Source organism: Alcanivorax sp. HI0044, from assembly GCF_001634945.1.
Map to the genome: position 1 here is coordinate 1 of NZ_LWEZ01000668.1, position 18,595 is coordinate 18,595.

17 protein-coding genes are annotated in these 18,595 nt (G+C 61.2%); 16 read left to right on the forward strand and 1 reads right to left on the reverse strand.

What is annotated here, in order from left to right; all coding sequences use genetic code 11:
* The first annotated feature begins 357 nt into the window (after nt 1–357).
* The 16 genes from mraZ to lpxC all read left to right on the forward strand — a co-directional run bounded on the left by mraZ (nt 358) and on the right by lpxC (nt 17,920).
* Complete coding sequence (gene mraZ / locus A3730_RS08015) at nt 358–798, forward strand: division/cell wall cluster transcriptional repressor MraZ (protein WP_039926899.1); 441 nt, start codon at nt 358–360, stop codon at nt 796–798.
* A complete protein-coding gene (rsmH, locus tag A3730_RS08020; protein WP_063520527.1) occupies nt 798–1,736 on the forward strand; it encodes a 16S rRNA (cytosine(1402)-N(4))-methyltransferase RsmH in 939 nt (312 codons plus the stop codon). The genes mraZ and rsmH overlap by 1 nt, the downstream gene beginning before the upstream one ends.
* Nucleotides 1,736–2,002, forward strand: a complete 267-nt coding sequence (gene ftsL / locus A3730_RS08025) for a cell division protein FtsL (RefSeq protein ID WP_063520526.1) — start codon at nt 1,736–1,738, stop codon at nt 2,000–2,002. Before rsmH ends, ftsL begins: the two co-directional genes overlap by 1 nt.
* Nucleotides 1,999–3,720 (forward strand): penicillin-binding protein 2, encoded by a 1,722-nt coding sequence (locus tag A3730_RS08030; RefSeq protein WP_063520525.1) that lies wholly within the window; start codon nt 1,999–2,001, stop codon nt 3,718–3,720. Before ftsL ends, A3730_RS08030 begins: the two co-directional genes overlap by 4 nt.
* The gene (locus A3730_RS08035; protein WP_063520524.1) at nt 3,717–5,189 is read left to right on the forward strand and encodes a UDP-N-acetylmuramoyl-L-alanyl-D-glutamate--2,6-diaminopimelate ligase; all 1,473 of its coding nucleotides are present in this window, start codon (nt 3,717–3,719) and stop codon (nt 5,187–5,189) included. The genes A3730_RS08030 and A3730_RS08035 overlap by 4 nt, the downstream gene beginning before the upstream one ends.
* The gene (murF, locus tag A3730_RS08040) at nt 5,186–6,547 is read left to right on the forward strand and encodes a UDP-N-acetylmuramoyl-tripeptide--D-alanyl-D-alanine ligase (protein ID WP_063520523.1); all 1,362 of its coding nucleotides are present in this window, start codon (nt 5,186–5,188) and stop codon (nt 6,545–6,547) included. The genes A3730_RS08035 and murF overlap by 4 nt, the downstream gene beginning before the upstream one ends.
* Nucleotides 6,547–7,629: a phospho-N-acetylmuramoyl-pentapeptide-transferase gene (gene mraY, locus A3730_RS08045; RefSeq protein ID WP_007150321.1), complete on the forward strand. Its 1,083-nt coding sequence runs from the start codon at nt 6,547–6,549 to the stop codon at nt 7,627–7,629. Before murF ends, mraY begins: the two co-directional genes overlap by 1 nt.
* 16 nt (nt 7,630–7,645) lie before the next feature.
* Nucleotides 7,646–8,971, forward strand: a complete 1,326-nt coding sequence (gene murD, locus A3730_RS08050) for a UDP-N-acetylmuramoyl-L-alanine--D-glutamate ligase (protein WP_063537875.1) — start codon at nt 7,646–7,648, stop codon at nt 8,969–8,971.
* On the forward strand, nt 8,964–10,121 hold the full coding sequence (gene ftsW, locus A3730_RS08055; protein ID WP_063537877.1) for a putative lipid II flippase FtsW: 1,158 nt from the start codon (nt 8,964–8,966) through the stop codon (nt 10,119–10,121). The genes murD and ftsW overlap by 8 nt, the downstream gene beginning before the upstream one ends.
* Nucleotides 10,118–11,191: an undecaprenyldiphospho-muramoylpentapeptide beta-N-acetylglucosaminyltransferase gene (gene murG, locus A3730_RS08060; protein ID WP_063537879.1), complete on the forward strand. Its 1,074-nt coding sequence runs from the start codon at nt 10,118–10,120 to the stop codon at nt 11,189–11,191. The genes ftsW and murG overlap by 4 nt, the downstream gene beginning before the upstream one ends.
* A complete protein-coding gene (gene murC, locus A3730_RS08065; protein WP_063521395.1) occupies nt 11,181–12,605 on the forward strand; it encodes a UDP-N-acetylmuramate--L-alanine ligase in 1,425 nt (474 codons plus the stop codon). Before murG ends, murC begins: the two co-directional genes overlap by 11 nt.
* Entirely contained in the window at nt 12,598–13,521 is a 924-nt protein-coding gene (locus tag A3730_RS08070) for a D-alanine--D-alanine ligase (protein WP_063521396.1), read from the forward strand. The genes murC and A3730_RS08070 overlap by 8 nt, the downstream gene beginning before the upstream one ends.
* On the forward strand, nt 13,514–14,290 hold the full coding sequence (locus A3730_RS08075) for a cell division protein FtsQ/DivIB (protein WP_063521397.1): 777 nt from the start codon (nt 13,514–13,516) through the stop codon (nt 14,288–14,290). Before A3730_RS08070 ends, A3730_RS08075 begins: the two co-directional genes overlap by 8 nt.
* 13 nt (nt 14,291–14,303) lie before the next feature.
* Nucleotides 14,304–15,539, forward strand: coding sequence for a cell division protein FtsA (ftsA, locus tag A3730_RS08080; protein ID WP_007151175.1), 1,236 nt, complete (start codon nt 14,304–14,306; stop codon nt 15,537–15,539).
* 189 nt (nt 15,540–15,728) lie between these two features.
* A complete protein-coding gene (ftsZ, locus tag A3730_RS08085) occupies nt 15,729–16,895 on the forward strand; it encodes a cell division protein FtsZ (RefSeq protein WP_063537881.1) in 1,167 nt (388 codons plus the stop codon).
* A gap of 110 nt (nt 16,896–17,005) precedes the next feature.
* Nucleotides 17,006–17,920, forward strand: a complete 915-nt coding sequence (gene lpxC, locus A3730_RS08090; protein ID WP_063519865.1) for a UDP-3-O-acyl-N-acetylglucosamine deacetylase — start codon at nt 17,006–17,008, stop codon at nt 17,918–17,920.
* A 178-nt stretch (nt 17,921–18,098) separates the two neighbouring features.
* Here lpxC and A3730_RS08095 read toward each other — a convergent pair whose 3' ends face one another.
* Nucleotides 18,099–18,542 (reverse strand): hypothetical protein, encoded by a 444-nt coding sequence (locus tag A3730_RS08095; RefSeq protein ID WP_063519866.1) that lies wholly within the window; start codon nt 18,540–18,542, stop codon nt 18,099–18,101.
* Nucleotides 18,543–18,595: the final 53 nt, after the last annotated feature.

Consider the following 18,595-nt stretch of genomic DNA (forward strand, 5'->3'; position numbering starts at 1 on the left):
AATGCGTTCTGCTAATAGTGGTATATAAATAAAGTTAGTAATAACTAATCTGTCTAACACTTAAAGTGCTTTCTCATCTGCGCGTCCCAGCGCTCTGATTCGTCACGGAACTCCTTCCGTCTATCGTTTCTCTGCACCCTTTCTTTTGCCCAAATGGGCCGCTAACAGGCTGATTTATCTGGAAATTCTTTTACGTTTCCCGGTGCCGTCACGCTTGACTTGGGCTTTGCAGTGGCCCTAGAGTGTCTCAATGTGGTGAAAAGTGGGAAAAAGTGGGAATTTCTTAGTGGCCGGTGTCACGAAGTGGGGCAAAAGCCCCGGGAAGGAACCGCATAACCAAGAGCAAGAGGACGGCCAGTGTTTACTGGGAGCGCAGCACTCAATCTGGATGCCAAAGGGCGGCTAACCATGCCGACCCGGTACCGTGCGTCGTTGATCGACACGTGCGGCGGCCAGCTTGTGCTCACGCTGCACCCGTTCGATGACTGTCTGGCGCTCTACCCGCGTGCCGAATTTATGGACACCGCCAAGAAGCTGTCCGAGCAGCGTGATTCCAACCCGCAGGTGCGTCAGCTGAAGAGGCGCTTCCTGGGTCAGGCTGCCGAAATCGAGATGGACAGTAATGGCCGTCTGCTTGTGCCGCCGGAGTTGCGGGCGGCAATAAGCCTGGAAAAACGCGCCATGTTGATCGGGCAGATGCACCGATTCGAGATCTGGAAAGAGGAAAGCTGGTCCGACGTGGATGGCACCCTGGATCCGGCGGCCTTGCCGGAAAGTGTGCAGGAGCTGTCGTTCTGATGACGACCGAAAACACGCAGTACGCACACCAGCCGGTCATGCTGGAAGAGGTGCTGGATATGTGGTTCAGCCAGAGCGAAGGCTTTTATGTGGACGGCACTTTTGGTCGTGGTGGCCACAGCCGTGCCTTGCTCGCGCGCCTGGACGACAACGGCCGCCTGACCGGCATTGATCGTGATCCGCAAGCCATTGCCGCCGGGCAGGAGCTGGCAGCCAGTGATAGCCGCTTTCACATGATGGCCAGCCGTTTTGATTGCCTGCCGCAAGTGGTGGAACAGGCGGGCCGGCCGATCGACGGCCTGTTGCTGGATCTGGGTGTGTCCTCACCGCAACTGGACGATGCTTCCCGCGGTTTCAGCTTTTTGCGCGATGGCCCGTTGGACATGCGCATGGATCCGACCCAGGGCGAAAGCGTGGCGGAGTGGTTGTCCCATGCGGCGGAAAAAGACATTGCCAATGTGCTGTATCGCTATGGTGAAGAGCGCAAGTCGCGCTGGATTGCCAAGCGTATTTGTGAAACCCGCAAAGAGCAGCCGATTACCCGCACCCTGCAGCTGGCCGATTTGATTGAGTCGGTGCTGGGGCGTAACGAGCAGGGTAAGCATCCGGCCACGCGCAGTTTTCAGGCGCTGCGAATACATATAAACGGGGAACTGGATGCGCTGAATCAAGTGCTCGAACAGTCCCTCGAGACGCTCGCCATCGGCGGGCGTCTCGCCATTATCAGCTTCCATTCTTTGGAAGACCGGATCGTGAAACTGTTTATTCGCGATCACTCCGGCCGCGCGCCGAAAGGGCGTGGTGGTTTGCCGTTGGGTGATGAAATGCCCCAGCGGCTGGAGCCGGTGGGCAAGGCCATGCGTGCAGGCAAGGCGGAGCTGAAAGTGAATGTGCGTTCGCGCAGTGCAGTGTTGCGCGTCGCGGAGAAGGTGGCCTGATGGCGGCCCCGTGGATGATCCGTGCCCTGGTGGTGCTGGTGGTGATGTCTGCGCTGGCAGTGAGCTACAGCGTGCATCAGGCGCGTCGTTTCACGGATGAAAGTCAGCGCTTGCAGCAGCGTCAGACCCGACTGGAGAGCCAGTGGAGTCAGTTGTTGCTGGAGCACAGCACCTGGGGCAGTTACGCCCGGGTGGAAAGCCTGGCCCGGGAAAAGCTGGGCATGAAATTACCCAAGACCGATGAGAGAGTGCTGATCCGGCCATGAAGAAACAGGCCCGCAAGACACGGCAACCGAATCACCTGATGCGCTGGCGCTTTGTGCTGGGCTTCTGGGCGGTGTGTGCCTGTCTGTTGCTGGTTCGGGCCGTGGATCTGCAAGTGATTCAGCACGATTTTCTGGCCCATCAGGGCGATATCCGCAACCTGCGTGTGGAGCCGCTGGCAGCGCATCGTGGGGTGATTCGTGATCGCGCCGGCAAGCCGCTGGCGGTGAGCACGCCGGTGGTGACCTTGTGGGTAAATCCCCGCGAAGCCATGGAGCACCAGGACCAATGGGGGCGCCTGGCCGGCAACCCGGTGATCGACCAGAAAGCGTTTGCCCGGAAAGTGCGCCGACATGAATCCCGCGAGTTTATCTATCTGGAGCGTGGCCTGGCACCGGAAGCGGCCAAGGCGGTGTTGAATCTGAATGTGCCCGGCGTCTATTCGCTGACGGAATACCGCCGCTATTACCCGGCCGGCGAAGTGGCCAGCCATGTGGTGGGCTTTACCAATATTGATGATCAGGGCCAGGAAGGCATTGAGCTGTCCATGGAAGATCATCTGTCCGGTCATTCCGGTCGCAAGAAAGTGGTGCGCGATCTGCTGGGTCGGGTGATTCAGGATATCGAAGTGCTGGAGCCGGCAGAGCCCGGTGAAGATGTCACCCTGAGCATCGATCTGCGGCTGCAATACCTGGCCTACCGGGAGTTGCTCGGCGCGGTGCAGAAATTCAAGGCCAAGGGTGGCAGCGCAGTGGTGTTGGATGTGCGCACCGGGGAAGTGCTGGCCATGGTCAATCAGCCGGCCTATAACCCCAACAATCGCGGCAACCTGGATACCGGCGCGCTGCGCAATCGGGCGGTCACGGACCTGTTCGAGCCGGGTTCCACCATGAAGCCGTTTACCGTGGCGGCGGCCCTGGAGATGGGCATGGTGACACCGTCCACCACCATCAATACCCACCCGGGTACCTTGCGGGTGGGCAGCAAAACGATTCGTGATCACCGGGATTATGGTGTCATCGACATCACCACGGTGCTGACCAAGAGCTCCAACGTGGGCACCAGCAAGCTGGCACTGGCTATGGAGCCGCTGGCCTTGCCGGGCTATCTGGAGCGTTTTGGTTTTGGCCAATCCACCCACATTGCCTTTCCCGGTGAGAGTAACGGCCTGTTGCCGCTGCGCAGCAAGTGGCGCGATGTGGAGCGCGCGGCGCTGTCCTATGGTTACGGCTTGAGCGTGTCTGCGGTGCAGCTGGCCCAGGCCTACGCGGTGATCGCCAACGATGGTGTCAAAGTGCCGTTGACCCTGAAAAAGGTGGATGGCGTGCCGCAGGGCGAGCAGGTGATTGGCAAGGCGACGGCTCGGCAGTTGGTGCAGATGCTGGAAACCGTGGTCAGCCGTGTGGGTACCGCGCGCCGTGCGCAGGTGCCGGGCTATCAGGTGGCCGGCAAGACCGGCACGGTGCACAAGGTGATGGCCGGCGGTTATGCCGATGACAACTATATTGGTTTGTTTGCCGGGCTGGCCCCGGCAACGGATCCGCGCATTGTCACCGTGGTGGTAATCGATGATCCAGGCGGAAAAGCCTACTACGGGGGGCTGGTCGCGGCGCCGGCGTTTTCCAACATCATGAGTGGCGTGTTGCGTTCGCTGCATGTGCCACCGGACAAGCCCGACGGGCTGCTGGCCGGCGGCCCGGATGCGGAGGATCGCTCATGATGACCCTCCAGCAATTGCTACCCGATGTCACCCTGCCAGCTTCTGCGGAGGGTGTTGTGCTTTCCGGGCTACAGCTCGATAGCCGCAAGGTCGTGCCCGGTGATGTCTTTTTGGCCGTGCCGGGCGTGGCCAGCGATGGCCGCCAGTTTGTCAGCCAGGCGATCGCCGCCGGTGCGGTGGCAGTGCTGGCGGACGCAGAAACCTTTGCGATTCAACAGGATCAGGCGGTGCCCTGTGTGGCGCTGCCGGGGCTGGGGCGTCGCGTGGGTACGCTGGCGGCGCGCTGGTATGGCGAGCCCGGTGCGGCCATGAATGTGGTGGGCGTGACGGGCACCAACGGCAAGACCAGCATCACCTGGTTCCTGCGCGATGCCCTTAATGCACTGGGGCACCGTTGCGCCCTGGTTGGCACCCTGGGGCTGGGCTTGAAAGGCGATGAGCAGACTACCGGTCATACCACACCGGATCCGATTACCCTGCAGGCCGGTCTGGCCCGGGTGCGTGATGCGGGCGCGGATTGTGTGGCCATGGAAGTGTCTTCCCATGCGCTGGATCAGCATAGGCTGGGGTCAACGCCAGTACCCGTGGCGGTGTTCAGCAATCTGAGTCGGGATCATCTGGACTACCACGGGGACATGGAAGCCTATCTGGCGGCCAAATCCGTGCTGTTCACCCGCGATGGAGTGAAGCTGGCGGTGATCAATTGCGATGATCCGGCGGCTTATTCGTTGATCGGATGCCTGGCCGACGGTGTGCGTTGCGTGACCTTCGGCGATCAGCAGGGTGCCACGGTCCGTTGTGCTTCGGTCGTCTTTACTGCTGATGGAATGGAGGCAGAGCTGACGGTCGGCGGTGAGCCCCTCGCGGTGACGTTGCCACTGTTCGGTCGTTTCAATCTCAGCAATGTGATGGCCGTTGCCGGCATTCTGCATGGTCAGGGCGTCAACACTGCTTCACTGGGCGGTGCACTGGCGGCGGTGACACCGGTGCCCGGTCGTATGGAACCGGTGCAGCAGACGGGCTGTCCCACCGTGATCGTTGATTACGCCCATACTCCGGACGGGCTGGAAAAAGCCTTGCAGGCATGCCGCGCCCATTTCCACGGTCGGCTGTTCTGCATTGTGGGGTGTGGCGGAGACCGGGATACCGGCAAACGCCCGCAAATGGCCGCTGTGGCCGAGCGTGGCGCGGATCGTGTGGTGCTCACCAGCGACAACCCGCGCAGCGAAGACCCGCAACAGATTATTGATGACATGCGAGCCGGCCTTACCAATTCAGCCTCGGTGCAGGCCATTGTTGAGCGTGCCCAGGCGGTGATGGATACCGTGCATGCGGCCAGTGACGGCGATGTGATTCTGCTCGCCGGCAAGGGCCACGAGGATTATCAGGAAGTGGATGGCGTGCGTTACCCCAGTGATGACCGCGACCTGGCCCGCAAGGCGTTGATCGCCCGGGGAGGTGCGCAATGATGTGGCTGTCACAAATCGCTGAATGGACCGGCGGCGCCTTGCAGGGTGACGACCTGAAAGTGAATGCGGTGGCCACCGATACCCGCGCCATCGAGCCGGGTTGCCTGTTTGCGGCGTTACGTGGTGACCGGTTTGATGCCCATGATTTTCTGGCCTCGGCCAAAAGCGGTGGCGCCATTGCGGCACTGGTGGACCGCGAACAGGACAGTTTCGAAAGCGCTGTGCGCGTAGCCGACAGCCGTGAAGGTCTGGGGCGACTTGCCGGCGGTTATGCCGCCCAGTTCGATTTGCCCCGCCTGGCGGTCACCGGCAATGCCGGCAAGACCACGGTGAAGGAAATGGCCGCGGCCATGCTGGGTGACGGCACTTTGGCCACGGCAGGCAACTTCAATAATGACGTGGGGGTGCCGCTGACCCTGTTGCGCCTGCGCGCAGAGCATCGTTTCGCGGTAATCGAACTGGGCGCCAATGCGCCGGGCGAAATCGCCTGGACCAGTTCGCTGACGCGCCCGCAGGTGGTGCTGGTTACTAACGTGACCGGCGCGCACCTGGAAGGCTTCGGTTCCATGCAGGGTATTGCCGATGCCAAGGCGGAAATCTTTGCCGGCTGCACGCCGGGTGGTCAGGCGATCATCAACAACGATGACAGTTTTGCGGATTTCTTCGCCGAAAAAGCCCGTGCCGCCGGGTTGACCGTGGTGCGGGTAAGTATGGATGAAAGCACGCGCACCGGTGCCGATCTGTATGCCGAGAACATTGTTTTGCACCGTGATCGCGCGGAGTTTGTGCTTCAGCCGCTGGGCGAAGCGGTGACGGTACCGCTGCCCGGTGCACATCAGGTGAGCAATGTTCTGATGGCCTGCGCGGCGGTGCGTGCCTTGGGCGTAAATTTACCTCAGGTGTTGCCGCGTCTGGCAGCACTGAAACCGGTCCCCGGACGAATGCATATCCAGGCCGCCGGTGCCGGCGCCGTGGTGGATGACACCTACAACGCCAACCCGGGTTCAGTGCGCGCCGCCATTGATTGGCTGGCCGCGCAACCGGCACCACAAATGCTGGTGCTGGGCGCCATGGGCGAGTTGGGCCCGCAGGCTGATTCGCTGGTAGAGGAACTGGGTGAATACGCTCGTCAGGCCGGGCTTTCCGGTTTGGTTGTCATGACCGGTGCGGCCGCAGCTGCACGGGGCTATGGCGAAGCGGCAAAAATTGCCGAGGACTATCAACAGGCGGCGGATTGGAGTGCCCCGGTGCTGGCGCAAGGCGGCACGGTGTTGGTGAAAGGATCCCGTAGCGCCGGTATGGAAGCGGTGGTGCAGCGGCTTACACAGGAACGCACACACACAGAGGGGGCACGCTGATGCTGCTTTGGCTGGCGGAATATCTGGCGCAATACCACAGCGGTTTTCTGGTGGTGCAATACATCACCCTGCGCGGCATCTTGAGTGTGCTGACGGCGTTGTTCATCGCGTTCTGGGTCGGCCCGATCATGATCCGAAAACTGCAGGAAAAGCAGGTGGGCCAGGCCATTCGCGACGATGGTCCGAAAAGTCATCTGAGCAAGGCGGGCACCCCCACCATGGGCGGCGCGCTGATTCTGGTGGCCATTGTTATCTCTACCCTGCTGTGGGGCGACCTGGAAAACCGCTTCGTCTGGATCACCCTGGGGGTGCTGTTCATTTTCGGCGCCGTGGGCTGGGTGGATGACTGGCGCAAGGTGGTGGAAAAGAACCCGCGCGGCTTGCCCGCCCGCTGGAAATATTTGTGGTTGTCAGTGGGGGCGCTTGGTGCCGGCTGTGCCTTGTTCTTCACCGCGCAAAGCCCGGTGGAAACCCAGTTGATCGTGCCCTTCTTCAAAAGCGTAGCCATCAACATGGGCTGGTTCTACATCGTGCTCACCTATTTTGTGATTAACGGCACCAGCAACGCGGTGAACCTGACTGACGGTCTGGATGGCCTGGCCATCATGCCCACCGTGCTGGTGGGTGGCGCCCTGGGCATCTTCGCCTACGCCGGAGGGCATACGGAATTTGCGACTTACTTGCAGATTCCCTACGTGGCCGGTGCCGGTGAGCTGGTGATTATCTCTGCTGCCCTGTGTGGTGCGGGCCTGGGTTTTCTGTGGTTCAACGCGTATCCCGCCCAGGTGTTTATGGGCGATGTTGGCGCGCTGTCCCTGGGGGCGGTGCTGGGTGTGATGGCAGTCATCGTGCGCCAGGAAATTGTGCTTTTCATCATGGGCGGTGTGTTCGTGATGGAAACGGTATCGGTGATGTTGCAGGTGGGTTCGTACAAGCTCACCGGTCGGCGGATTTTCCGCATGGCCCCCATTCATCACCATTTTGAACTGAAGGGGTGGCCGGAGCCGAAGATCATTGTGCGGTTCTGGATTATCACCGTGATTCTCGTACTGGTGGGTCTGGCGACCCTGAAAATCCGATAGGGGATTGAGTCAATTTATGGCGAAAGACGGGTTTGATCTGGTCATTGGTCTGGGTGTAACAGGCCGCTCCGTGATCCGTTATCTGACGGATCAGGGGATGCCCGTGCGCGCCATTGACACCCGTGCTGAGCCGGCCGGGCTGGATGCCCTGTGCGCAGAATTTCCGGACCTGAAAGTTCACACCGGTAGCTTCAAAAAAGGCTGGATGGGCAAGGCCCGTCGCCTGATCGTGAGCCCGGGTGTGGCGGTATCGACCCCGGCCATCGCCGAGCAGGTCGTGGATGGCAAGGAAGTGATTGGCGACATTGAGCTGTTCGCCCGTGCGGCCAGCGAGCCGCTGGTGGCGATTACCGGCTCCAATGCCAAGAGCACAGTGACCACGTTGCTGGGGCAGGTGGCGGATGCTTGCGGGATGAACCCGGGCATCGGCGGCAACCTGGGTGTGGCGGCGCTGGAATTGCTGGACGATCAGGCCCGCTTGTATGTGCTGGAATTGTCCAGCTTCCAGCTGGAAACCACTTACAGCCTGAGTGCAGAAGTGGCCACGGTTCTCAACGTGTCCCAGGACCATCTGGACCGTTACGCCAGTTTCGCCGATTACCTGGCGGCCAAGCAGCGCGTGTATGACGGTTGCCAGGTGGCAGTCTGGAACCGTGATGACCTGGCTACCCGTCCGCCGGCCACCGTGGCGCGCCAGATCAGTTTTGGTGCCCATCCGGAAGCGGATTACCGGCTGGATAGCGAAAACGGTCAGCTGCTGTGTCGGGGTGAGCGGCTGTTGTCGCTGTCCGAGCTGGCGCTGACCGGCCACCACAATGCCATGAATATTCTCTCGGTACTGGCGATCAGTGATGCGCTGTCCCTGAACCGGGACAAGGCCCTGGCCACCGTAAAAGCCTTCACCGGTCTGCCACACCGTTGTCAGTTGGTTGCGGAAGCCGGTGGCGTGCGCTGGTTCAACGATTCCAAGGCGACCAATGTGGGCGCCACGCTAGCTGCGCTCACCGGCATCGGTGAAAGCATTGAGGGCAAAGTCATTTTGGTGGCGGGCGGTCAGGGCAAAGGGCAGGACTTTTCCCCGCTGGCCGAGCCGGCGCGGCAATATTTGCGTGCCGCCCTGTTGATGGGCGAAGACCGCAATACCGTGGCTCAGGGCATGTCCGCTGCCCCCTGCGAACTGGTAGCTGATATGGCCGCTGCCGTTGCCCGTGCCCATGCGCTGGCACAGCCGGGTGACGCGGTGTTGCTGTCGCCGGCCTGTGCCTCTTTCGACATGTTCAGCGGCTTTGCTGCCCGCGGCGATGATTTCTCCGCCCGTGCCCGGGAGGTGTGCCATGAGTGAGCGCATGATCCTGAAAGTGGACCGCACGGGTATCGACCAGCCGTTGTTGTGGATTGCTGTCTTGTTGGCGCTGGCGGGTCTGGTGATGGTGTCCTCCGCCAGCTTGCAGATTGCGGAAACACGCCTGGGCGACCCCTTCTATTACGCCATACGCCACGGCATTTATCTGGCGCTGGGGCTGGGTGTCGGCACCTTTGTGTACTACGCGGTGCCGTTGGCGCTGCTGGAACGCCTGCGCTTTGTGATGTTGCCCGTGGCCCTGGTGGTATTGGTGATGGTCTTTATTCCCGGGCTGGGCCGCACCGTGAATGGCTCTACCCGCTGGATTGCGTTGCCCGGCCTGACCATTCAGGCCTCGGAAATCGTCAAGCTGTGCTTTGTGCTGTATCTGGCCGGCTACGTGGCGCAACGCAAAGCCGCGCTGGAAACCGAATGGAAAGCCTTTCTGTTACCACTGGGCTTGCTGGGTGTGCTGATGCTGCTGCTGCTGCTGGAACCGGATTTCGGCGCGGTGGTGGTGCTGGGCATTACCGCCATGGGCATGTTGTTCCTGTCCGGCGTGCCGACCCTGCGCTTCCTGCTGATTGGCCTGATAGCGGTGGCTTTGGGCGGGCTGGTGGCCTTTGCCGAACCCTACAGGGTGGCGCGCCTGATGACTTTTACCGATCCCTGGGCAGACCAGTTCGGTTCTGGTTATCAGCTGACCCAGAGCCTGATTGCCTTCGGGCGCGGCCACTGGTTGGGCGTGGGGCTGGGTAACAGCGTGCAGAAACTGTTTTATCTGCCGGAAGCGCATACGGATTTTGTTTACGCGGTGATGTCTGAAGAGCTGGGCTTGTTGGGCAATGTGGCGCTGATCAGCGGCTTTATTCTGCTGGGCTGGCGGGTGTTTCGTGTGGGGCATCGTCTGGAAGAGCGCGGGCTGCTGTACCACGCCTATGTGGTTTATGGCTGTGCCTTCGTCTTTTGCTCTCAGGCGTTTATCAACCTGGGCGTGAATATGGGCCTGTTGCCCACCAAGGGCCTGACGCTGCCGTTTATCAGTTACGGGGGCTCTTCGCTGCTGATCTCAGCCGCAATGGTAGGGCTTATTCTTCGCGCCGGGGCGGAAGCCGATCACCTGAAAGCCAGGGGGAGGGCAGCACGATGAGTCGCACCGTCCTGATTATGGCGGGTGGTACCGGCGGGCATGTGTTCCCGGCCTTGGCCGTGGCCGACCAACTGCGTGCGCGGGGCTTCGAAATCCTCTGGCTGGGCGCGGAAAACGGCATGGAAGGCAAGCTGGTGCGCCAGTATGGCTACGAGATTGCTGAGCTGTCCGTGTCCCGTCTGCGCGGTGGTGGCATCAAGCGCAAGCTGACGGCCCCCTTCAATTTGCTGCGGGCTGTATTACAGGCGCGCCAGTTGATTCGTGCCCGTCAGCCGGTGCTGGCGGTGGGCTTTGGCGGCTTTGCCAGTGGCCCAGGCGGACTGGCGGCCAAGCTGTGCAAGGTGCCGGTGGTGGTCCATGAGCAGAATGCGGTTCCCGGGCTGACCAATCGCCTGTTGTCCCGTCTGGCCACGGTGACCCTGGAAGGCTTTCAGGGTGCCTTTGGCAATCCGCAGGCCTGCTGGGTGGGCAACCCGGTGCGTCCGGAAATTACCGCTCTGGATGAGCCTGCTCGCCGCTATGCCCAACATCAGGGCGGCTTGCGGGTGCTGGTGCTGGGTGGTAGCCAGGGCGCGCTGGTACTGAACCAGGATTTGCCCGAGCTGCTGTTGGCGGTACTGGGGCGCGACATACAGGTGCGCCACCAGTGCGGCGCCGGACGTACTGCGGAAGCGGCGCCGATTTACCAGGCGCTGGGTCTGCAGGCTCAGGTCAGCGAGTTTATTGATGACATGGCAGAAGCCTACGGCTGGGCGGATCTGGTGATTTGTCGGGCCGGCGCGCTGACCGTGGCGGAAGTGGCGGCGGCGGGCGTGGCCGCCATGTTTGTTCCCCTGCCCAGCGCAGTGGATGACCACCAGACATTGAATGCCCGTTGGTTGTCAGAGCGCGGAGCCGCGTTGCTGTTGCCCCAGCGGGACCTGGGTGCGGCAAGCCTTGCCGGCACCCTGAAACCGGTTGCTGAGCGTGGCCTGCTGGCGCAAATCGCCGAGCGGGCCCGTGAGCAGGCGATGGCGGATAGTGCTGAGCGCGCCGCCACGCTGTGTGAGGAGGTGGCCAATGGCCGATAACGACATGATTCATACGGTGCCGGAGATGCGCCGCATTCGCGGGATCCACTTTGTGGGGATCGGCGGTGTGGGCATGTGCGGCATTGCCGAAGTGCTGGCCAATCAGGGCTATGCCATCAGCGGCAGCGACATCAAGGAATCACCGGTGGTAGAGCGCCTGCGCAGTCTTGGTGTGCGGGTGGACATCGGCCACCGTGCCGAGAATATCGACGGCGCGGATGTAGTGGTGACCTCCACGGCGGTGAATACCGAAAACCTGGAAGTGGCGGCGGCCCATGAGCGTCGTATTCCGGTGGTGCCACGCGCCCAGATGCTGGCGGAGCTGATGCGCTTCCGTCATGGCATTGCCGTGGCCGGCACCCATGGCAAGACCACCACCACGTCACTGACCGCAGCAATTATGGCCGAGGCCGGACTGGATCCGACGTTTGTTATTGGCGGGCGGCTGAATAGCGCTGGCACCAATGCCCGTCTGGGGCAGAGCCGTTATCTGGTGGCAGAGGCTGATGAGTCCGATGCCAGTTTCCTGCACCTGCAGCCCATGAGCGCCATCGTCACCAATATCGATGCGGACCACATGCACACCTACGGCGGCGATTTCGCCCAGCTGGAGAACACTTTTATCGAGTTCCTCCACAACCTGCCGTTCTACGGCGTGGCAGTGATGTGTGTGGATGATCCGGTGGTGCGCAAGTTGCTGCCCAGGGTCAACCGTCAAGTGATTCGCTATGGCTTCAGCGAGGATGCAGACCTGCGTGCCGAGAACGTACGCCAGGACGGCATGGTTACCCATTTCCGGGTAGTGCGCGCCGAAGGCGAGCCACTGGAGGTGTCCCTGAACATGCCGGGCCGCCATAACGTCCTGAATGCGCTGGCGGCCATCGCCGTGTCGGCGGACGAAGGGGCTGATGATGACGCCATTATCCGTGGCCTGAATAATTTTACCGGGGTGGGGCGTCGCTTTGATGTGCAGGGCGAATACCACTTCGAGGGCGGCAGCGCGACCCTGGTGGACGACTACGGTCACCATCCCCGTGAAGTGGCCGCCACCATTGCTGCCATTCGCGATGGCTGGCCAAACCGTCGCCTGGCCATGTTGTTTCAGCCGCACCGTTATACCCGTACCCAGGACCTGTACGAGGACTTTGTGGAAGTGCTCTCCGGGGTGGATGTGTTGCTTATGCTGGAAGTGTATGCCGCCGGCGAAGACCCGATTCCCGGTGCCGATGCCCGGGCACTGTGCCGCAGCTTGCGCAAGCGTGGTCTGGAACCGGTGTTTGTGGATGACCCGGACAAGCTGCCGGCCTTGCTGGCCAGCCAGCTTCAGGACGGCGATCTGCTCGTCACGCAGGGCGCCGGTAACGTCGGCACCATTGCCAAGCAGTTGGCCGCTCAGGGAGGCAGCCATGGATAAGCGTGCATTGAAACAGCGATTGAGCCGGGTGGGCCGCGTGGCGGTGCTGGCCGGCGGCAAATCCGCAGAGCGCCCGGTGTCGCTGAAGAGCGGTGCGGCGGTGCATCAGGGCCTGCGCAATCTGGGCTTGATCGCAGAATTGGTGGATCCGGCGGACAAGAGCGTGGACACCCTGAAAGGCTTTGATGCCGCCTTTATTGCCCTGCACGGTCGCGGCGGCGAAGACGGCGTGATCCAGGGTGTACTGGAACATCTGGAGATTCCCTACACCGGGTCCGGAGTGATGGCATCGGCCATTGGCATGGACAAGGTGCGCACCAAGCAACTGTGGAAAGGGGCGGGTTTGCCGACCCCGGCGTTTTATGTGTCCGGCCGCGATGAGGTAGACCTGGGCTTCCCGGTCATCGTGAAACCGGCCCACGAAGGCTCCTCCATCGGTATGGCCAAGGCGGATAACGCTGAAGAGCTGGCCGAGGCGCTGGTTGCCGCAGAAAAATTTGATCAGGACGTGCTGGTGGAAGCCTGGGTCAACGGGCCGGAATACACCGTGGCGGTGCTGGGCGATGAAGCCTTGCCGGCCATCCGCCTGCAAACGCCCCATGCGTTCTATGACTTTGCAGCCAAGTATCAGTCCGACAGCACCGAATACCTGTGCCCGGCGGGGCTGGATGGTGCCGACGAGCAGGCGCTGCGGCAGCTGGCGCTGACAGCATTCCGGGTTGCCGGGTGCCGTGGCTGGGGCCGGGTCGATGTGATGCGCGATGCGCAGGGCCAGTGGCAGCTGCTGGAAGTGAACACGGTGCCTGGCATGACTGATCACTCGCTGGTGCCCATGGCGGCAAAGGCCACCGGCCGCGATTTTGACGTGCTGGTGGGTGAAATCCTGCTGGATGCACTGGAACGGGGTCGTGGCTAGAAACGCCCCCGCGCCCCGTGGCGCCCGCCGCAAGCCGGTGAAAAAGGCCGGCGTACCGCTGCGCGAGCGCATTGCAGCGGCGGTGCCGTGGATGCTGGTGAGCTCGGTGGCGCTGGTCATCCTGCTGGCGGTGATCTACCTGCCGTCAGCACTGGATGGCTACCCGATCCGCAAGGTGGGCGTGGACGGTGTCACCGATGTGCGCCGTCAGCAACAGATCGAGACCGCCTTGGCGGCGTTGGTGCGCGAAGAGAATTATTTCTCTGTGCCGCTGGAAGATATTTACCAGCAGTCACAGGGATTGAGTTGGGTGGAGGAGGTCTCCGTCCGTCGTCAGTGGCCCGATACCGTGGTGCTGACAGTGGAAGAGCGTCGCCCGGTGGCCGTGTGGAACGAGGCAGTGCTGGTGTCGGACAGCGGGCAGCCGTTCAAGGCGCTCAAGCAGTATGACCTGACGGATCTGCCCCACCTGAGCGGCCCGGAGCAACGGCTGGAGGAAGTCATGGGCTTCTACCACAGCATGGGCAAAACGCTGGCGGATGTGGACCTGAGCATTCGCAGCATGGACGTCAACGCGCGCCTGACCGCGCGCCTGACGCTGAATAACGACATGGAACTGGTGGTAGACCGTGAGCATTACACCACCAAATTACGCCGTTTTGTGCGGCTTTATCGTGGCGTGCTGAGCACGGATAGCCGCCAGGTAGCTCGTGTTGATCTGCGTTATGCGGACGGCATGGCAGTGACCTGGCGCGAGCAGCAGAGTTAGGAGAAAGGGTGACATGGCGACAGCAACAGAAAACATGATTGTCGGACTCGATATTGGCACCTCCAAGGTGGTTGCCATCGTCGGCCAGACAGCAGCCGATGGCACCTTGGAAATCGTCGGGCTGGGCTCGCAACCGTCACGGGGCATGAAAAAGGGCGTGGTGGTGGATATCGAAGCCACCGTGCGCTCCATTCAGCGCGCTGTGGAAGAAGCCGAGCTGATGGCGGGCTGCCATATCCACACGGTGTACGCCGGCATCGCCGGCTCCCATGTGCGCAGCCTCAACTCCCACGGCATTGTCGCTATTCGCGACCGGGAAGTGGCACAGGCGGATATCGACCGGGTGATCGACGCGGCGCAGGCGGTGGCGATTCCGGCAGACCAGAAAACCCTGCACGTACTGCCGCAGGAATATGTGGTGGACAACCAGGAAGGGGTGCGCGAGCCCATCGGCATGAGCGGTGTGCGCCTGGAAGCCAAGGTGCATCTGGTGACCTGTGCGGTGAATGCGGTGCAGAACATCGAGAAATGCGTGCGGCGCTGCAACCTGGAGGTCGATGACGTCATCCTTGAGCAGTTAGCGAGTGCTCACGCCGTGCTCACCGAAGACGAGCGTGAACTGGGCGTCTGCATCGTCGATATCGGCGGTGGCACCACGGATATCGCCATCTTCACCGAAGGCGCGATTCGTCACACGGCCAACATTCCCATCGCCGGGGATCAGGTGACCAACGATATCGCCATGGCCCTGCGCACGCCCAAGCAGCATGCGGATGAAATCAAGATCAAGTACGCCTGCGCGTTGACGCAGCTGGCCGGCGCTGACGAGACCATCAAGGTGCCCAGCGTGGGCGACCGTCCGCCGCGCACCCTCAGCCGCCAGAACCTGGCCGAGGTGGTGGAGCCGCGCTACGACGAGCTGTTCACCCTGGTGCAGGCAGAAATTCGCCGCTCCGGATTCGAAGACCTGATTCCCGGTGGCATCGTGCTCACCGGTGGTTCCTCGAAGATCGAAGGGGCTGTGGATCTGGCCGAGGAAATCTTCCATATGCCGGTGCGCCTGGGCGCGCCGCAGGGAATTTCCGGGCTGATCGACGTGGTGAAGAACCCGATTTATTCCACCTCCGTGGGCTTGCTCTTGTACGGCCAGCGCATGGAGAAGGAAGGCACCAGCGCCAAGGCCCAGGCCGGCGGGGGTGAGCTGGACTGGCTGGAGCGCATCAAGAGCTGGTTCAAAGGCAATTTTTAATGGACGCCGGATGCCCGACGCCCGAAGCCGGACGCAAAACAGGCGGCAAAGCCGCCAAAGCGTCAGGCCTCAAGCATCAGGCATCCAGCGTTTACTGAGCGCAAGCGGTGGTTCCGGGCCGCGGCAAGATGACCGGAACACTTCGACGTAATGAGTAGTAAACAGGGAAGCAACAACGGGAGATCAACCATGCAATTCAAACTGGAAGACAGCGTACCGCATGGTGCGGTAATCAAAGTGGTAGGTGTCGGTGGTGGCGGCGGTAACGCCGTGGATCACATGGTGCGTTCCGGTGTGGAAGGGGTGGATTTCATCTGCGCCAACACTGACGCCCAGGCCCTGCGTAATGCCTCATCCAAGACCGTGATTCAGCTGGGTAGCCAGGTGACTAAAGGGCTGGGCGCCGGCGCAAACCCGGAAATCGGCCGTCAGTCCGCTCAGGAAGATCGTGATCGCATCGCCGAGCTGCTGGATGGTGCAGATATGGTCTTCGTGACCGCCGGCATGGGCGGTGGCACGGGTACCGGTGCGGCCCCGGTTGTGGCTGAAATTGCCAAGGAACTGGGCATCCTGACCGTGGCTGTGGTCACCAAGCCGTTCCCCTTCGAAGGCAAAAAGCGCATGCGCTCTGCCCAGCAGGGGATCGAAGAGCTGAAAGAGCACGTTCACTCCCTGATCACCATCCCCAACGAGAAGCTGCAAGCGGTTCTCGGTGGCTCCACCAGCCTGCTGGACGCCTTCAAGGCGGCCAACGAAGTGCTGCAGGGCGCAGTGAAAGGGATTGCGGACCTGATCGTTCGACCCGGCATGATCAACGTGGATTTCGCTGACGTGCGCACCGTGATGAGCGAAATGGGTACTGCCATGATGGGTACCGGTACTGCCAGCGGCGAAGGCCGGGCGGCAGAAGCGGCGCAGGCGGCTATCTCCAGCCCGCTGCTGGAAGATGTGGATCTGCGCGGCGCGCGGGGTATCCTGATCAATATCACTGCCAACGAGTCCATCGCTCTGGATGAGTTCTCTGAAGTGGGTGATATCGTCAGCGAGCTGGCCAGTGACGATGCCAACGTGATCATCGGTACCGCTATCGACCCGGATATGGGCGAGAGCATCAGCGTTACCGTGGTAGCGACCGGCTTGGGTGCCGCTCAGCAGGAACTAAAAGTGGTACGTGGCCGTCAGACCCCTGTCGCGGCAGACGGTCGGGTGGACTACAGCGACCTGGATCGCCCGGCTGTGGAGCGTAAACGCGCCGCCCAGCAGGCTGCCGGTGGCCGTGGCCAGCAGGCAGTGAGCACCGCAGAAGATCTGGATTTCATTGATATTCCGACCTTCCTGCGCCGCCAGGCCGACTAACGGTCTGGCGAGATTGGTGCAAAATCGGGGTGTTCCAGTATAATCGCGCCCTAATTTTGTGTTGAGGAAAGCGGTATCCTCAAGGGTACCCGCAGCTGTGTGACAGACTGATGATCAGACAACGAACGCTAAAAAACGTGATCCGCGCCACTGGCGTAGGGCTTCACACCGGCGAAAAGGTCTACATGACCGTGCGCCCGGCACCGGTAAATACCGGTATCGTGTTCCGGCGTGTGGACCTGGACCCGGTGGTGGAGATCAAGGCTGCCGCGGACGCGGTGGGCGAAACCACCCTCTCTTCCACGCTGGTTCAGGATGGCGTGAAAGTGGGTACGGTAGAGCACTTCCTGTCCGCCATGGCAGGCCTGGGCATCGATAACGCCTTTGTGGAGTTGTCCGCCCCGGAAATGCCGATCATGGATGGCAGTGCCGGTCCGTTCGTCTTCCTGTTGCAATCTGCCGGTATCAAAGAGCAGGAAGCCGCCAAGAAGTTCATCCGCATCAAGAAAGAAGTGACGGTGCGTGAAGGCGACAAAACGGCGACGTTCGTGCCTTTTGACGGCTTCAAGGTGACTTTTTCCATCGAGTTCGATCACCCGGTGTTTGAAGATCGTAACCAGCTGGCCAGTATCGATTTCTCCACGACCTCGTTTGTGAAAGAAGTGGCCCGTGCCCGGACCTTTGGCTTTATGCGCGATATCGAGTTCCTGCGCAGCCAGAACCTGGCCCTGGGTGGCAGCGTGGATAACGCCATCGTGGTGGACGAGTATCGTATCCTCAACGAAGATGGCCTGCGTTATGACGACGAGTTCGTCAAACACAAGATGTTGGACGCCATTGGCGACCTGTATCTGCTGGGTCACAGTCTGATTGGCGAGTTCATCGGCCACAAATCCGGCCATGCACTCAACAATGCGCTGTTGCGGGAAATTCTCCGTCAGGAGGACTCCTACGAGGTGGTGACGTTCGAAGATGCCACCAATGCGCCTGTGTCCTATATGCGCCCTGTTCTGGCAGCAGAATAAGTGGCGGCAAAGTAGTAAAGAAAGAGGTTGGCCGCTTCGGGTCAGTATGATCCGGAAGGTGGCTGACTCTGGCCGAAGCGATTCGGCTGTACGTCGAAGCCCTGTTGGCCACCTGGCTGTCTCCCGCAGTCAGGTGGTTTTTCGTTTCAAGGGCGGAGAGATGGACGGTTAGTGTTCCTCAATCGGGCTCACCGCGGCTTGCCAGCCGCTGCAATGACGCTTTTAGCGCGTCATCCTCTATGGCTTCGGCCACAGCTTCGATGTGTCGAGCGCTTTCTCGGGCCAAATGCGGCCCCGCCGGCTTGCTGGCATGGTTATTGCTCGACATGGGTTGGCGTTTGCCGCCTACCACGATCTTGATTTGTTGCCCGGGCATGGCCTGTTGCAATTTCGGCAGATGAAAACGTAGTAGTTGCGCGGTGGCACTGGTTTCCGCGATGGCCAGCCAGCGATGCTGGTCTTCTACCAGGGTGACACGCTCACGCAACGCCGGAGGCAGGCAATGCATAGGGTCACTTTGCTCCTGGGCGGGGCTCTTCCTGGCTTCTTTCGCCAGAGCTGATAGAGCGGGATGACCGCTTAGCAGGGCGAGCAGGGCTTTGGGCGACGTTGTCTTGCTCATGAGTTTTACTTAGACTAGCCTGCAGATTGTAAAAGAATTTATAAAAAACAGCG

What these genes read in the sequence shown, in the direction of transcription:
- mraY (WP_007150321.1), top strand. Translation starts at nt 6,547, where the DNA reads ATGCTGCTTTGGCTGGCGGAATATCTGGCGCAATACCACAGCGGTTTT.
- murG (WP_063537879.1), top strand. Translation starts at nt 10,118, where the DNA reads ATGAGTCGCACCGTCCTGATTATGGCGGGTGGTACCGGCGGGCATGTG.
- murF (WP_063520523.1), top strand. Translation starts at nt 5,186, where the DNA reads ATGATGTGGCTGTCACAAATCGCTGAATGGACCGGCGGCGCCTTGCAG.
- ftsA (WP_007151175.1), top strand. Translation starts at nt 14,304, where the DNA reads ATGGCGACAGCAACAGAAAACATGATTGTCGGACTCGATATTGGCACC.
- A3730_RS08035 (WP_063520524.1), top strand. Translation starts at nt 3,717, where the DNA reads ATGATGACCCTCCAGCAATTGCTACCCGATGTCACCCTGCCAGCTTCT.
- rsmH (WP_063520527.1), top strand. Translation starts at nt 798, where the DNA reads ATGACGACCGAAAACACGCAGTACGCACACCAGCCGGTCATGCTGGAA.
- ftsZ (WP_063537881.1), top strand. Translation starts at nt 15,729, where the DNA reads ATGCAATTCAAACTGGAAGACAGCGTACCGCATGGTGCGGTAATCAAA.
- A3730_RS08070 (WP_063521396.1), top strand. Translation starts at nt 12,598, where the DNA reads ATGGATAAGCGTGCATTGAAACAGCGATTGAGCCGGGTGGGCCGCGTG.
- A3730_RS08030 (WP_063520525.1), top strand. Translation starts at nt 1,999, where the DNA reads ATGAAGAAACAGGCCCGCAAGACACGGCAACCGAATCACCTGATGCGC.
- murD (WP_063537875.1), top strand. Translation starts at nt 7,646, where the DNA reads ATGGCGAAAGACGGGTTTGATCTGGTCATTGGTCTGGGTGTAACAGGC.
- ftsL (WP_063520526.1), top strand. Translation starts at nt 1,736, where the DNA reads ATGGCGGCCCCGTGGATGATCCGTGCCCTGGTGGTGCTGGTGGTGATG.
- ftsW (WP_063537877.1), top strand. Translation starts at nt 8,964, where the DNA reads ATGAGTGAGCGCATGATCCTGAAAGTGGACCGCACGGGTATCGACCAG.
- murC (WP_063521395.1), top strand. Translation starts at nt 11,181, where the DNA reads ATGGCCGATAACGACATGATTCATACGGTGCCGGAGATGCGCCGCATT.
- lpxC (WP_063519865.1), top strand. Translation starts at nt 17,006, where the DNA reads ATGATCAGACAACGAACGCTAAAAAACGTGATCCGCGCCACTGGCGTA.
- A3730_RS08095 (WP_063519866.1), bottom strand. Translation starts at nt 18,542, where the DNA reads ATGAGCAAGACAACGTCGCCCAAAGCCCTGCTCGCCCTGCTAAGCGGT.